The organism is Aureimonas sp. AU22, from assembly GCF_001463745.1.
In the GTDB taxonomy this organism is placed as follows: Bacteria; Pseudomonadota; Alphaproteobacteria; order Rhizobiales; family Rhizobiaceae; genus Aureimonas.
Window position 1 is genome coordinate 69,360 of sequence record NZ_BBWJ01000017.1, and the last position, 14,230, is coordinate 83,589.

Sequence of the window (14,230 nt, forward strand, 5' to 3'; positions counted from 1 at the left end):
TCATGCTCGTTCCTTCGAACCGGTCCCGGACTCTTCCCCGAGGCGCCCGTGCGCTGGTCGCCGGCTTGCTGACCGCGGGGATCGCCCTCGGCGGAGCGGCGCCAGCGTTCGCGCAGACAGAGCCGGCGGCTCCGGCCGCAACGGCGCCAGCCGCCGCGCAGACCAACGCTTCCGCGGCGGCGGCGCCCAATGCCGAGGGCACGGTGGACGTCGCCAAGCTCATGGCGCCCCAGGCGCTTCCCGACATTATCATCGGCAAGGCCGACGCTCCGGTGACGATCGTCGAGTACGCCTCGATGACCTGCAGCCACTGCCGCGACTTCCACTCGGAGACCTATCCCAAGATCAAGGCCGACTATCTCGACACGGGCAAGGCGAAGCTGATCCTGCGCGAGTTCCCGTTCGATCCGCGCGCGCTCGGAGCCTTCATGCTGGCGCGCTGCGCGGGCGACGACAAGCGCACGGCGATGGTCGACGTCCTGTTCGACCAGCAGCGGGAATGGGCCGGCGCCGAGAATGCCTCGGCGGCGCTTCTCAAGATCGCGCAGCTTGCCGGCATGACGCAGGACCAGTTCGCGGCCTGCCTGAAGGACACCGATCTTCAGGGCAAGGTGGTCGCCGTTCAGGCCGCCGGGCAGAACGATTTCGGCGTCAGCGCCACCCCGACCTTCTTCGTCAACGGCGACAAGTACTCCGGCGCCCTCTCGGCCGACGAGATGGCCGCCGTCATCGAAAAGCACCTCTGAGCCAACCAGCCCGGCGCCCGGCATCCCCCGATGCCGGGCGCTAAACTTTTGCAGTGCAGCAATTGGCGCGGCCGTCGCTTTGACTTATGTGTGGCGCCGACGGTTCAATTTGTTTCAAGCGGCGACGACGCCCGGTTCCCATGGCCAAGAGACTGTTCACGTTCATGCGTGGCGCTGCGGATCGCACGGCGGACCCGGCAGAGGCGCTTGGCCTGAAGGGCTCGAACCTGGCGCTTCTCGCCTCGCTGGACCTCCCGGTCCCGCCAGGGTTCACGATCTCGACGTCGGCGTGGCGCGAGGCGGAAAGCGGCGAAGGCCTGCCGTCGGCGCTTCGCAACGAGATCCTCGCCGCCATCGAGTGGCTCGAGGGCGTGACCGGGCGCACGCTCGACGGGGCGCAGAAGCCGCTTCTCCTAGCTGTTCGCACCAGCGCGCGATCGGTGATGCCGGGACTGGCCGATACCGTTCTCGATCTCGGCCTCAACAGCCGGACCGTCGAACTCCTCGCCCGCGAACTCGGCGACGTCGGCTTCGCCTTCCGCGCCTATCGCCGTTTCATCGAGAGCTATTGCAGCCTGATCCATGCGGTGGACACGGGCGACTTCGAGGAACTCGCGGAGGCCGAGCGCGATCGTGCGGGCTGGGATGGCGAGGAGCCGCATTCCCTGGTGGACTGGCGCGCGCTCATCGCCGTGTATCTGCGCTTCGTCGAGGACGAGGTCGGCCTTCCCATGCCGCAGACCCCTCTCGAGCAGCTTTATCAAGTGATCGAGGCGAGTTTCGCCAGCTGGCGCGGCCCCGTAGCACGCGCCTTTCGCCTGGCGCACGGCATCGCCGAGAACGCGGGCGTTGCGATCACTGTCCATTCGATGATCTTCAACGAGCGCGGCGAGAAGTCGGGAACCGGGCGTGCGCTCTCGCGCGATCTCAAGACCGGTCAGCCACGGCTCACCGGCGAGTTCGTCTTCGGAAACCGCGATGGCGCTGGCCCCGCGGGGGTCGGCGAGCCCCTGAACCTCGAACGCATCGAGGCGGAACCGGAGCTCTTTCCCACAGACCTCGGGGCGCTTACGGACTATGTGCGCCGCATCGAGGCGCATATGGGCGATGCGACCGAGGTCGACTTCATGGTCGGCGACGGCGAGCTCTTCTTCCTCCAGTCGCGCGTCGCGCGGCGCAACGTCGCGGAAGCCATTCGCGTCGCGGTCGAGATGGTGCGCGAGGGACAGATCGCCGAGGAGGACGCACTCCTTCGCATCGAGCCGTCGTCGCTCGACCAGCTTCTTCATCCGACCATCGAGCGCGGCGAGGAGGTGATGGTCATCGCCAAGGGCATGCCGGCTTCGCCCGGCGCCGCCAGCGGCGAGATCGTGTTTTCCTCCGAACGGGCCATCGCGGTCGCCGCCGAAGGGCGCAAGACGATTCTCGTGCGCAACGAGACGCTGCCGGAAGATGTGCATGGCATGCACGTCACCGAAGGTGTCCTCACCGTTCGGGGCGGCACGACGAGCCACGCGGCGGTGGTGGCGCGCGGCATCGGAAAGCCCTGCGTGACGGGTGCCGGTTCTATTCGCATCAACCACGAGGCGGGAACCGTGACCGCCATGGGCCGCACGCTTCGGGCGGGCGATCAGATCACGATCGACGGCACCTCGGGCGAGGTCATCCTCGGCTCTCCGAAGCTCAAGCGTCCGTCGCTGACCGGCGATTTCGCGACGCTCATGGCCTTCGCCGACCGAGCCCGGCGCATGGAAGTGCGGACCAACGCCGAAACGCCTGCCGAGGCCCGCGCCGCGCGCGCCTTCGGCGCCGAGGGGATCGGCCTCTGCCGCACCGAGCACATGTTCTTCGAAGGCGAGCGCATCTCGATGATGCGCGAGATGATTCTTGCTTCGGACGAGGCCGGCCGGCGCGCTGCTCTGGAGCGTCTCCTGCCGATCCAGCGGTCGGACTTCATCGAACTCTTCGAGATCATGGCGGGCATGCCCGTCACCATCCGGCTGCTCGATCCGCCGCTCCACGAGTTCCTTCCCAAGGGCGAGCAGGAGATCGCCGAGACCGCCGTGATGCTGAGCATGCGGCCGGCCGTGGTGGCGGAGCGGATCGAGGCGTTGCACGAATTCAACCCGATGCTCGGTCATCGCGGCTGCCGCCTCGCCATCTCGCACCCCGAGATCGTGGAGATGCAGGCGCGCGCGATCTTCGAGGCGGCAATCGAGGCGGGAGAGCGCAAGGGCAAGGCCGTCGTTCCCGAGATCATGGTGCCGCTCGTCGGGCTGCGTCGTGAACTCGATTTCGTGAAGGCGCGAATCGAGCGCGTCGCCGACCTCGTCCAGCAGGAGCGCGGCAAGAGCGTCGACTACCTCGTCGGCACGATGATCGAGCTGCCGCGCGCCATCGTGCAGGCCGACACGATCGCCGAGGTCGCCGACTTCTTCTCCTTCGGGACCAACGATCTGACGCAGACTGTCTACGGCATCTCGCGCGACGACGCCGCGAACTTCCTCTCGAATTACGAACGATTGGGCATCCTGGAGCGCGATCCGTTCCAGTCCCTCGATATCGAAGGCGTCGGCGAATTGATCGCATTGGGCGTCGAGAAGGCGCGGCGCACCAGGCCGGACATGCCGCTCGGCGTCTGCGGCGAGCAGGGCGGCGATCCCAACTCCATCGCATTCTTCGAGCGCACGGGCCTCGACTACGTCTCGTGCTCCCCGTACCGCGTGCCGATCGCCCGCCTCGCCGCCGCCCAGGCCGCCATCCGTTTCGAACGCGCGCTGCGCGCCGCCGCCGCTCCCAAGACACGCGGTCGGCACTGAAGGGGGCGCCGGGCCTATGTCGCCACGGGCCGCCTTGGGCTATTCTGGGCGGGCAGTACGGATTGGAGCGAAACTTGGCCGGACACTACCTCAGGACGCGGGCGCGCACGGCCGGTTGGGCCTGGAGCGTCGGCGCCTTCTCGCTGATCCTGATCCCGGTCGGCATATTGCTGTTTCGCGTGAAGCTCCTCGATCTCGACAATCTGTCCTGGACGCTTCTTCTTGCCGGCGGCCTCGCGTCGGCGGGGCTGCTTTTGGCGGTGGCAGCGATCTCCAAGGTGTGGCGCAAGGGGGCGGTCGGAGGTGGAAGGGCCGTCGCGGCGCTGGTGGTCGCCGCCGTCGCGCTATTGCCGTTCGGTGGAGCGGCCTATCTCTACCGGCTGTTCCCGGACGGCGCGAGCGCGGAGACCGCGGGGCTCGGGGACGCCTCGCTCGCACCGGTCGCGGCGACGTCCGACACGTCCCAGGCCTTGGTGCCCGGGCGCGACTACCAGGCGACGGCTTCCATGGTCTACGAAGCGGCGCGCGCGACGATGGAGCAGCAGGGCATCGAAATCACCGATGTCCAAAGCAGCCTGACGCCGCCTCGCGACAGCGACGACCTTGGCATCAGCGGCACGGTTCGCGTTCCCATCCCGACCTTGCGCGGCAGCATCGGCGCCGAGCCGCCGGACCCGTTCGCGATCAAGGACGCGCGCGACTACACGATCCAGGCGGTGGCCTATGCGCCGGTCTTCGGCTTCGCGAGCGACGTCACCATTCGCATCGCGGAGGAGGGGGCACAGACCTTCATCGACATGCGCTCGGCTTCGCGCGACCTCGACCGCGACCTCGGGCAGAATCGGCGTGTCATCGTCTCTTTCCTGAACGGTGTCGACGAAGCGATGCGGGCCGCCGAAGGAATCGTGCCGGAAGAGTAGGCCCCGCGCGTCAGCCCGCGACAAACCGGCTGGCGAGCCCGAACGGTCCTTCGGGGACGACCAGCCGCCGTTCCATCAAGCTTTCCAAGTGGGCGAGCACCGAGAGACCCGCCGCTCCATGCAGCCGCCGATCGGTGGTGTGGTAGATCGCCGCCACGATCTCGGGCACGGTCGAGAGCCCGGCGCGAACCTTCTCCAGGATCGCGCTCTCGCGCATGCGCCGATGCGTGCGAAGGGCACGCACGAAGGTCGCCGGGTTTTCGACGGGACCGCCGTGACCCGGCAGGTATCGCCGATCGGACCGTGCGGCGAGGCGCTCGAGCGAACGCATGAAATCGGCCATCGAACCATCGGGCGGCGCCACCACGCTGGTGGCCCAGGCCATCACATGGTCGCCCGAAAACAGAACGCCGCGATCCTCCAGCGCGAACGCCATGTGGTTCCCGGTATGGCCCGGTGTATGGATCCCCCGCACCGTCGTTTCGCCAAGACGCAGCTCGCCGTCGTCATCCAACGCGATGTCGGGTTCGAACGCGAAGTCCGATGCCGCGTCGAGGAGGTTGATCTCGCCTTCGAAGAGCGGGCGCGAGATCCGGTGCGGCCCCTGCGCGACGAGGGGCGCGTCCACCATCCCCGCGAGGCGCGGGGCGAGCGCCGAATGGTCGAGATGGGTATGCGTCACGAGCACCGCGTCCACGGGACGTCCGGCGATCGTGGCGAGAATGGTCGCGAGGTGCGTGGGTTCCTCTGGTCCCGGATCGACGACCACGAGGCGTTCGCGACCCACGACATAGGTGTTGGTGCCGTGGAATGTCATCGGTCCAGCGTTGGGCGCCGTCAGGCGCAGGATGCCGGATTCGACCGGGACGGCCTCGCCGTGACGAGGGTCGAATCGCTTGTCGAGGTCGAGGCTCATGCAGGCTTCCGTTCGCGGATCGGCGTGACTTGGCCATCCGACCAGCTTCGAGATATAGCGGCATCCATGACCTGGACCATTGCCGCGCTCTACCGCTTCGTGTCCGTCGCCGACCCGGCGGCGTTGCGCGAGGAACTGCTGGAACTCTGCAAGCGCGAGGGCGTCTGCGGGACGATCCTGATCGCGCCCGAGGGCGTCAACGGCACCATTGCGGGTTCCGCGGATGCGATCGATGCTGTTCTGGATCGGCTCGATCGCGTCGTCGCGATCCGCCTCGGCGAAGTGAAGTTCTCAGAGGCAACCGAACGGCCGTTCGGGCGGCTGCGCATCCGGGTTCGGCCGGAGATTATCACCATGCGCGCGCCGGAAGCCGACCCGACGCGGCAGGTGGGGACCTATGTGGAACCCGAGGACTGGAATGCGCTGATCGCCGATCCCGATACGCTCGTTCTCGATACCCGCAACGCATACGAGACGCGCGTCGGCACGTTCGCTCATGCGGTGGATCCGGGCATCGACAGGTTCACGCAGTTCAAGGATTTTGCCGCACGCGACCTCGATCCGAGCCGTCACAAGCGGATCGCGATGTTCTGCACCGGCGGCATCCGCTGCGAGAAGGCTTCGAGCTACCTCCTGGCCCACGGGTTCGAGGATGTGCGCCATCTGAAGGGCGGCATCCTCAAGTACCTGGAGACGGTTCCGCAGCCCGAGAGTCTCTGGCAGGGCGACTGCTACGTCTTCGACAACCGCACGGCGGTCGGCGCCGCCGTGCTTCCAGCGGACTGGGCGGCATGCTTCGGCTGCGGCAGCCCACTTTCGCCGGACGATCGCATGGAGCCGACCTTCGAGGAAGGCGTTTCCTGCCCGCACTGTGCGCCGAGGCTGACGGAGGAGCGGCGTCTGCGATTGCGCCAGCGCCATATCCAGTTGACGGGTGTGGAAAACCAGCCACGAGATCCTTAAGCGATCTTCACCGCATCGCAACAAAATCCGTATTGAAACGTTTCGATCGCAATGCCTCCGCAACAGGAGATTCGTCGTGCAAGCGTTTCGCAATCGCAAGGTTCATTTGGCAGGCCTCGCGGGCGTCAGCCTCACGGCTTCAGCGCTTCTTATTCGTGATCTCGATGCCAGTGGACTCTACGGTCCGTCCGGGACCGCCAACACGCTGATCGAGGACATGCGCTCTCACTTGCCGACGCCGCAGTCGGATGGTTCGATCCTCGAAAGCGTGGTCTTCGACGGGCGCAAGCTCAGCCTCGAGTTCGTCGCCGACGAACGGGTCGATCTGCATCTCCTTCGCGACAGCGAGCGCGACGAGCGGTGCGGTCTGTGGCGTTCCGCCCTCCGCCGCGGCGAGGTGCAGGAAGTCGAGTATCGCTATCGGCAGGCGGGCGCCGCGTCGTCGACGCATCTGAACGCGGCGATCTGCGGATAACTCCGCCGTTCCGGTCCGGCCGGGCGAACCCAGCCGGACCGGAACGATCGGCCTATTCGGGACGACGCGGCTTTCCAGCGCCCTTGCCCTTGAACTTCTTCGGACCCTGACGCGGCGCATCGCCATCCCCGCGACGCACGAACGCCTTCTGCGCACGAGGCGGGCGTCCGGCCTTGCCGCCGCCGTCCCGATCCCGGCCAGCCGGGGGAGCACCCCCTTCGAGGCGCGTCACCGTGATATCGTCATCGCTGCCCTGCGCTGCCGATGCGAAACGCTCCGCCGCGTCGGCACGGATCTCGACCTTGGTCTCCTTGTCGAAGATCCGGATGGCGCCGATGTCGTCGCGCGTCACCTTTCCACGGCGGCACAGCAGCGGCAGCAGCCATTTGGGATCGGCGTTGTTGCGACGACCGATGTCGAGATGGAACCAGACGGCCGGTCCCATTGCGTGGCGATTGCCGCCGCCCTCTTCGCGCTCGCCGTCCCGGCGCTGACGAGGCTCCGCGGCGGACTTGCGGCCCGACTTGTCGTCGCGCCCCGGACCGGGATCGTAGATGTCCTCGGGTGCCGGTAGCTTCTGGCGGTACAGGCGTGCGAAGGCGGAGGCGATCTCCATGGGGGAGAAGCGCTCCGTGAGAGCGCCGGCCGTCGCCAGATCGTCGTCGCCCGCTTCTTCGGTGAAGAGGGGATCGGTCATCAGACGCTCGCGATCGAGGGCGCGGATCTCGTCGGCCGAGGGCGGTGCACCCCAGACCGGTCGGATCTTGGCGTCCGTCAGAAGGCGGTCGGCCTTGCGACGGCGCGACAGAGGTACCAGCAGCACGGACACGCCCTTGCGTCCCGCGCGACCGGTGCGTCCGCTGCGATGCTGCAGCGTTTCCGCGTCGTTCGGGAGTTCGGCATGGATCACCAGCCCGAGATTGGGCAGGTCGATGCCGCGCGCCGCAACGTCGGTCGCCACGCACACGCGCGACCGGCCGTCGCGAAGCGCCTGCAGCGCCTGGTTGCGTTCCGCCTGACCGAGCTCGCCCGAAAGCGATACGGCGCCGAAGCCGCGATCCAGAAGGCCGGTATGGAGATGGCGCACCTGCTCGCGCGTGTTGCAGAACACGATCGCGGTCGGCGACTCGGCCTGACGCAAAAGGTTCACCACCGCGTGCTCGATCTCGGTCGGGGCGACGCGGATCGCGCGGTACTCGATGTCCGAGTGGCTGGACGCCTGGGTCGCGACCTCGATGCGCAGCGCGTTCGTCTGATACCGCTTCGTCAGCGCGACGATGGGCTTGGGCAGCGTCGCAGAGAACAAGAGGGTACGCCGCTCGGCGGGCGTCGCCTCCAAGATGAACTCGAGATCCTCACGGAAACCGAGATTGAGCATCTCGTCCGCTTCGTCGAGCACCGCGACCTGAAGGTCCTGGCTGCGCAGGTTGCCCCGTTCGAGGTGGTCCCGGAGCCGTCCGGGTGTGCCGACCACGAGATGCGCGCCGCGCGCCAGTGCGCGCTGCTCGGTGCGCGCGTCCATACCGCCGACGCAGGTGACGATGCGCGCGCCCGCCTCGGCGAACAGCCAGATGAGCTCGGAACTGACCTGCATGGCCAGTTCCCGGGTCGGCGCGATCACGAGCCCGAGCGGCGCACCGGCCTCGGGAAGCGTGTCGCGGCCGGTGAGGAGCGTCTCGCCCATGGCAATGCCGTAGGCGACCGTCTTGCCCGAGCCGGTCTGGGCGGAAACCAGAAGATCGCGATCCGCCGAGGCGGCTTCCGCCACCTTCATCTGCACAGGAGTCGGGTCGCGGTAATCACGGCTTTCGAGAGCCCGAGCGAGGGCCGGGTGAATGGGAGGAAAGGCCAAGCGGATCGTCCTTGGAATGTTCGGCCCTTGCGGGCACGGCCTTCGCGTCGGGAGCGATGCCGAAGGAGGAGAAGCCCTCGCGCCGAGTGGGACGGCTGCCGACGGGCGTGAAACAGAAAGAACGGCGGCTCGCGAATGCAGGGCCACCGTTGGAATGAATACGCTATAGTGACTTGCTCGCGGAAAGGCGAGGGGTCAGCGTTCGCCCGGTCCGGACTTCCTCGGCCGTCGCCGCCGGCCCCAGCGGACATCCGCACGGCGCCGCCAGCGGCGAACGAACGCGAGATCGATCGAAAGGATCAGCAGACCCAGCGGCAGCATCCAGACGCCGAGAATCGGTAGGAAGGCGAAGCAACCGCCGATGATGAAGGCGACACCCACGCCAATGCGCGCAAGACGGTTCGCCGGAAGCCCGAACTTGCGCCCGAACAGATGAACCGTATGTCCGCGCAGTCGAAAGAACTCGCGCCGTTTCGCTGCCGTATCGTCCACGCTTCCCATCGGTCTCGGGTTGATCCACCGTTGCGGTTGGATGTGATGGTTCCTCCCCTCGGGGACAACCACGACCGAAGCGAGGCGCGGAAGATTTTTTTCCAGAATGCGGCAGGGCCACTTGGCAAATCGCCAGCCCGTGGGTATACGCACCCTCGTTCGCAGGGCGAACTTTTCCCCGGTAGCTCAGTGGTAGAGCAATCGACTGTTAATCGATCGGTCGCTGGTTCGAATCCGGCCCGGGGAGCCACCAGACAATTTCCGCAAAGCTTTGCCGGTACGATCGGCCCCCATGCGTATCACGCGGGTGCTTTGATTCGGGCTGCGTCGGCGTGATGCCGACAGGCAGCCCGAACCTTGTTCCACCATCGTCTCAGAACGTATAGCGCTTGTCGTGGAAGCGACCCGCGTCGATCTCGCGCTCACGGCGTTCGAGGTCGGCGTGCGACGTCGATTCGTTGAGGTAGGCGATGGCGCGGTCCTTCGCGCTCGGTGCGCGAAGAGCCTCACGCAGACGTCGAGCGATGCTCATAGTCTTGTCCTTTCAGTTGGTTGACTGAAAGAAAGATGCGCCTTCCCCGCGATTGGTGCAATGCAACATTCTGCACGGCCGCTATGCGATTCGCGCACGGCGCGTTTTGTCGCCCGAAGATTTTATGTCAAAACCAAGACAGACCTGAGTTTCGTGGATTGCCAACCGCTGCGTGTCTCATAAACTCCTTGCCAACGGACGTTCCGCTAAGAAGGACGCCATACGGGGAGGGGATGATGAAGCAGTCGACGGGGCCGCTCAGCGCGGCACAGGGCATCACATTGGGCTGTCTGTTCTCGAGTGTGATCTGGCTCGGGTGCTTGAACGTTCTTCTCCTGAGCCAGCATCTCCGCTTCTGAGCGCGTCAGGGCTCACGCGGGATATCGCCGACGATCGGGACGCTGCGTGAGAGCTTGCAACGCCTCGATCACGTGCTCGAACTCGACCGGTTTGGCAAACACCGGCACGTCGCGAAAACGCGCCGCGACGAGCGAGGTGTCATAGGCCGTCAGAAACACGAAGGGCACGCCGCGACGCACCAAGTCGTAAGCGACGGGGTAGCTCATCTCGCCGCCCAGATTGACGTCCATGAGCGCCGCGTCGATCTGCGGGATGCGCGCGATGAGGGCGATGGACTCCTCGATCGTGCCCGTCGGTCCGATCACGGTCGCGCCCGCATCCTCGAGACGTTCGGCAAGCGGACGCGCGAGCAGGAAATCGTCTTCGACCAGCAGGATCTGTTTGTTCTGAAGCATGGGACCGTCACAGGGGCTTGGGGATCGCGAGGCGACCGGTGTCGCCGACGCAAACGCATCGAGGTCTTGTTCGGTTCGACCGGTGAGGGAACACGGAAGCTCGCTCGGCCGAAAGGCGGTTCCGCGTGAAGCCATGGCCGCGTGTCCCAAATGGCATCCGCGGGGCTTGCGCAACGTCCTGCGTATCAGTAGGTAGCGCGTCGTTGAGGCCTCGTGGCGGAGTGGTTACGCAGAGGACTGCAAATCCTTGCACGGGGGTTCGATTCCCTCCGAGGCCTCCATCGCCAAACCGGGCCGTCGGCCCATTCCCCGTCAGATCCCGTCGTTAGGCTTGCGTTCGCATGACGCGGGGGCGCGCTTGCGCTTGTCAGCGACAGGAGCGGCGAATATGGGATGGGCCAAGCAATCGATCCGAGGCATGACATGGATTTCGCTGCCGCCCGCGTGAAGATGGTCGACAACCAGATTCGCACGACCGACGTGACGTCGCACGAGACTCTGCGCGCGTTCCTGAGCGTGCCTCGCGAGGTCTTCGTGCCGCAGGAGCGCAAGGCGCTGGCCTACATCGACAGCGACATCCCGGTCGGCCACGGGCGTTTCCTGATCTCGCCATCGCCGCTGGCGAAGATGATCCAACTCGCCGAGATCGGCTCGCAGGACGTCGTCTTGGATGTCGGTTGCGCCACCGGATATTCCTCCGCCGTGCTCGCCCATCTCGCCGGTTCGATCGTGGCGCTCGAGGAGAACGCCGAGCTCGCTGCGCAAGCCGGCGCCGCCTTCGATTCGCTCGGCATCGTCAACGCCGCGGTCGTGACCGGTCCTCTCAAGGACGGCTGGCCGGGCGAGGCTCCATACGATGTGATCCTGTTCCAGGGTTCGGTGGAAGCTCTGCCGAAGGTGCATCTCGACCAGCTCAAGGATCGCGGCCGCCTCGTGGTGGTGGAGCGCTCCGGCGCGTCCGGCATGGCCAAGCTCTACACGAAGGAAGACGGAATCGTTTCCGATCGGTTCGCCTTCAACTGCCATATTCCGGCGCTTCCGGGCTTTGCCAAGCCGCGCGAGTTCGTATTCTGATCCGTGGGAGCGGCGACCGGCTTCCGTTGCCGCCCGCCACCCGTTACATTCGCCAAGTGTTTTAGCCGCGCCACACCCCGACGGCAAAAGCCTGTGGGCATGGTCAAGCAGGCTGGCATACGGACATTGTTCGGTGCATGTCCTTGTCGATAAGGTTCGGGCGAGGTCCGTCTGCGCCTCTCGTGTGCCGGCGTGCTTGGCATACGTCCGATTTCGGAGAATGCACCTTGCGCAAGAAGACGTGGATCCTGGCCTCTCTCTCTGCGCTCCTGCTGGCGACGAGTGTCGATCTGGCGAGCGCCGATACGTTGCGCGAAGCTCTGGCAAAGGCCTACGCCAACAGCCAGAGCCTGAACGCTGCCCGCGCGCAATTGCGCGCGACCGACGAAAACGTGCCACAGGCCCGCGCAGGCCTGCGCCCGGTCATCCGTGGCGTCGTGAACACCCAGGCCTCCCGCTCGCGGACCACCTTCGGTGACAACCTCCCGAAGGAGCGGAACCGGACCGGCGCGATCACGGGCGGCATCCAGATCAACCAGACGCTGTTCGATGGCTTCCAGACGCCCAACAACGTCAATGCCGCCCAGGCTCAGGTCCGCGCGGCACAGAAGAACCTCGACAACACGGTGCAGGATACGCTGCTCGATACCGTGACGGTCTTCATGAACGTGCGGCGTGACCGCGAAGTGGCGGCGTTCCGCCGGCAGAGCCTCGCCTTCCTGAACGAACAGGTGCGTGCGGCGCAGGCTCGCTTCGACGTGGGCGAGGGCACGCGGACCGACGTGGCGCAGGCGCAGGCACAGCAGGCGCTGGCGACCGCGCTTCTGAACACGGCGCTGTCGCAGGTGGCGAGCAGCGAGGCCCAGTATCTCGACGTCGTCGGCGATCCGCCGGGCAATCTCGAAGCCGGCACGCCGCCCAATCGCAACGCCATCCCGTCGTCGGTCGCTCAGGCCGTGAGCGTATCGCAGGAGCAGCACCCGGCGATCCAGGCGACGAAGTTCGCGGTGGATGCGGCATCCTTCCAGGTGAAGTCGGCGGAGGGCGCGGCCCTTCCGACGCTGTCGCTCACCGGTCAGGTCGAGAACTCCTACGCCCTGTCCGACCAGGACCCGAACAATCTGCCGGGCGTCGACGTCCTGACCCAGAATCAGGTCTCGGGGACGGTCGGAGCCCAGCTGTCGGTTCCTATCTACGAAGGCGGTCTCATCTCCTCCCGCGTGCGGCAGGCGAAGGAGACGCTGTCGCAGCGCCGGATCGAGGTCGACAATATCCGCGATCAGGTCCGCTCGGCGGTCGCCAGCGCCTGGGCTCAGCGCCAGGCCGCGGAAGCCAATGTGCAGGGCTATCGCGCCCAGGTGTCGGCGGCACAGCTCGCGCTGAACGGCGTCGTCGAGGAACGCAACGTGGGGCAGCGCACCACGCTCGACGTCCTGAACGCGCAGTCCGACGTCATCACCGCGCAGATCCTTCTGGCGGGCGCGCAGCGCGACACGATCGTGGCGGCCTACACGCTATCGTCCGCGGTCGGCAGCCTTCTGCCCGATCGTCTGGCCCTGGCGGTCGATCGCTACGAGCCGGAGGAGCACTATCAGGCCGTCCAGGACAAGTGGTTCGGTCTGCGTACGCCGGACGGGCGCTGAGGTTTCGTCGAGAAGCCTGCGCCCGGAGGCGGATTAAAAATTCGTTTATAAGCCGCCTTGCGAACAAGCAGGGGATTCCTGCCGCCCGACTGAAAGGCTACGCTACCCGAAGATTCGCGTCGGGTGGCGGTCGCGAGTTCAGATCGGGTGCGGAATTCATGAGCAAGGCCAGCATCGCGCAGGAACCGTCGATGGACGAGATCCTGGCATCCATTCGGCGAATCATCGAAACGGGCGACGAGAAGGCACCGGGCGGCAGCCGGGAAGCGGCCGTTGGCGCCGCCCGGCAAATTCCGGTATTCCTGGCCGGCGCTCCCATCCACGATCTCGGTGACGCGCGCGTCGAACCTGTCTCCGCTCGATCCGATCCGCTACGTTTCCCGGCCGAACCGGCTTCGCCGGTCCCGCTGCATGGTGCGGAGAGCGGCGACGACGACGCGTTGACTGCCGAGCTGGAGACGGAACTCGCCGCGACCTGGGAGCGTATCGAGACCGACCGCGATCGGGACGATGCGCCCTTGCCGGTGGTTCCGCCCGCGGGCGATCGTCTGATGAATGCGAGGAGCGAAGCGATGAGCAGCGAGCCAGAGACGCATGCCTATGCGGGTCCAACCGACGCGGTGGCGTTCCACAGCGATGCGGAAGGGAATGCGATCCGCGCACCCGCAGCCGCGCACCCGACCACCAGCTACGAGGCTCCGATGGAGCGCAGTTCGTTCGAACCTGCCAATACCGACGCTCGCGCGCAGGGAGAGGGTCCCGCCGCGTCGTCGCGCTACGGCGACACGCCTCCGCCGCTCGTGTCGCCCGCGACGGGCCAGCTTGTCGGCGCGTCGTTCAACGAGCTCGCCGAGGCGATCCGACAGGGCGAGTTGCGGTCCCTGGAAGCGATGGCGCAGGAGATGCTGCAGCCGATGCTGCGCGATTGGCTCGACGACAATCTGCCGAAGATGGTGGAGCGGCTGATCCGCGAGGAGATCGAGCGTCTGGCACGCGGCGGCGCCAAACGTTGAGGTTCACGCGCGTTCGAACAGGCTGACAGG

The 14,230-nt window shown here is 66.5% G+C and carries 13 protein-coding genes and 2 tRNA genes; 10 read left to right on the plus strand and 5 right to left on the minus strand.

The window, feature by feature from the left end:
- Window positions 1-2: 2 nt before the first annotated feature.
- The 3 genes from AUL34_RS06900 to AUL34_RS06910 all read left to right on the plus strand — a co-directional run bounded on the left by AUL34_RS06900 (window position 3) and on the right by AUL34_RS06910 (window position 4,485).
- Window positions 3-746 (plus strand): DsbA family protein, encoded by a 744-nt coding sequence (locus AUL34_RS06900; RefSeq protein ID WP_061932569.1) that lies wholly within the window; start codon window positions 3-5, stop codon window positions 744-746.
- 140 nt (window positions 747-886) lie between these two features.
- Window positions 887-3,565, plus strand: a complete 2,679-nt coding sequence (gene ppdK / locus AUL34_RS06905) for a pyruvate, phosphate dikinase (RefSeq protein ID WP_061932571.1) — start codon at window positions 887-889, stop codon at window positions 3,563-3,565.
- A gap of 74 nt (window positions 3,566-3,639) precedes the next feature.
- On the plus strand, window positions 3,640-4,485 hold the full coding sequence (locus tag AUL34_RS06910) for a DUF1499 domain-containing protein (RefSeq protein ID WP_061932573.1): 846 nt from the start codon (window positions 3,640-3,642) through the stop codon (window positions 4,483-4,485).
- Between the two features lie 10 nt (window positions 4,486-4,495).
- Here AUL34_RS06910 and AUL34_RS06915 read toward each other — a convergent pair whose 3' ends face one another.
- Window positions 4,496-5,401, minus strand: a complete 906-nt coding sequence (locus AUL34_RS06915) for an MBL fold metallo-hydrolase (RefSeq protein ID WP_061932575.1) — start codon at window positions 5,399-5,401, stop codon at window positions 4,496-4,498.
- Between the two features lie 66 nt (window positions 5,402-5,467).
- Between AUL34_RS06915 and AUL34_RS06920 the strand changes: the two genes are divergently transcribed.
- Both AUL34_RS06920 and AUL34_RS06925 read left to right on the plus strand, forming a co-directional pair.
- Complete coding sequence (locus AUL34_RS06920; protein ID WP_061932577.1) at window positions 5,468-6,364, plus strand: rhodanese-related sulfurtransferase; 897 nt, start codon at window positions 5,468-5,470, stop codon at window positions 6,362-6,364.
- Window positions 6,365-6,440: 76 nt separating this feature from the next.
- Window positions 6,441-6,839: a hypothetical protein gene (locus AUL34_RS06925; RefSeq protein WP_061932579.1), complete on the plus strand. Its 399-nt coding sequence runs from the start codon at window positions 6,441-6,443 to the stop codon at window positions 6,837-6,839.
- A 52-nt stretch (window positions 6,840-6,891) separates the two neighbouring features.
- Here AUL34_RS06925 and AUL34_RS06930 read toward each other — a convergent pair whose 3' ends face one another.
- The gene (locus AUL34_RS06930; RefSeq protein WP_061932581.1) at window positions 6,892-8,691 is read right to left on the minus strand and encodes a DEAD/DEAH box helicase; all 1,800 of its coding nucleotides are present in this window, start codon (window positions 8,689-8,691) and stop codon (window positions 6,892-6,894) included.
- Between the two features lie 195 nt (window positions 8,692-8,886).
- Window positions 8,887-9,192 carry a hypothetical protein gene (locus AUL34_RS06935; RefSeq protein WP_370539029.1) on the minus strand — a complete coding sequence of 102 codons (306 nt, stop codon included), beginning with the start codon at window positions 9,190-9,192 and terminating at the stop codon, window positions 8,887-8,889.
- A 166-nt stretch (window positions 9,193-9,358) separates the two neighbouring features.
- Here AUL34_RS06935 and AUL34_RS06940 point away from each other — a divergent pair.
- Window positions 9,359-9,433, plus strand: a tRNA-Asn gene (locus tag AUL34_RS06940).
- Between the two features lie 123 nt (window positions 9,434-9,556).
- On the opposite strand, the gene AUL34_RS22185 is transcribed toward AUL34_RS06940, so the two are convergent.
- On the minus strand, window positions 9,557-9,715 hold the full coding sequence (locus tag AUL34_RS22185; protein WP_156420820.1) for a DUF3563 family protein: 159 nt from the start codon (window positions 9,713-9,715) through the stop codon (window positions 9,557-9,559).
- A 371-nt stretch (window positions 9,716-10,086) separates the two neighbouring features.
- Window positions 10,087-10,470 (minus strand): response regulator, encoded by a 384-nt coding sequence (locus AUL34_RS06945; protein WP_061932583.1) that lies wholly within the window; start codon window positions 10,468-10,470, stop codon window positions 10,087-10,089.
- A 207-nt stretch (window positions 10,471-10,677) separates the two neighbouring features.
- Between AUL34_RS06945 and AUL34_RS06950 the strand changes: the two genes are divergently transcribed.
- The 4 genes from AUL34_RS06950 (at window position 10,678) to AUL34_RS06965 (ending at window position 14,200) form a co-directional block, all read left to right on the plus strand.
- Window positions 10,678-10,751: transfer RNA gene (locus tag AUL34_RS06950), tRNA-Cys, on the plus strand.
- Between the two features lie 142 nt (window positions 10,752-10,893).
- On the plus strand, window positions 10,894-11,544 hold the full coding sequence (locus AUL34_RS06955; protein ID WP_061932584.1) for a protein-L-isoaspartate O-methyltransferase: 651 nt from the start codon (window positions 10,894-10,896) through the stop codon (window positions 11,542-11,544).
- Between the two features lie 227 nt (window positions 11,545-11,771).
- Window positions 11,772-13,187: a TolC family outer membrane protein gene (locus AUL34_RS06960; protein ID WP_061932585.1), complete on the plus strand. Its 1,416-nt coding sequence runs from the start codon at window positions 11,772-11,774 to the stop codon at window positions 13,185-13,187.
- A gap of 191 nt (window positions 13,188-13,378) precedes the next feature.
- Window positions 13,379-14,200 (plus strand): DUF2497 domain-containing protein, encoded by an 822-nt coding sequence (locus AUL34_RS06965; protein ID WP_192845706.1) that lies wholly within the window; start codon window positions 13,379-13,381, stop codon window positions 14,198-14,200.
- Window positions 14,201-14,230: the final 30 nt, after the last annotated feature.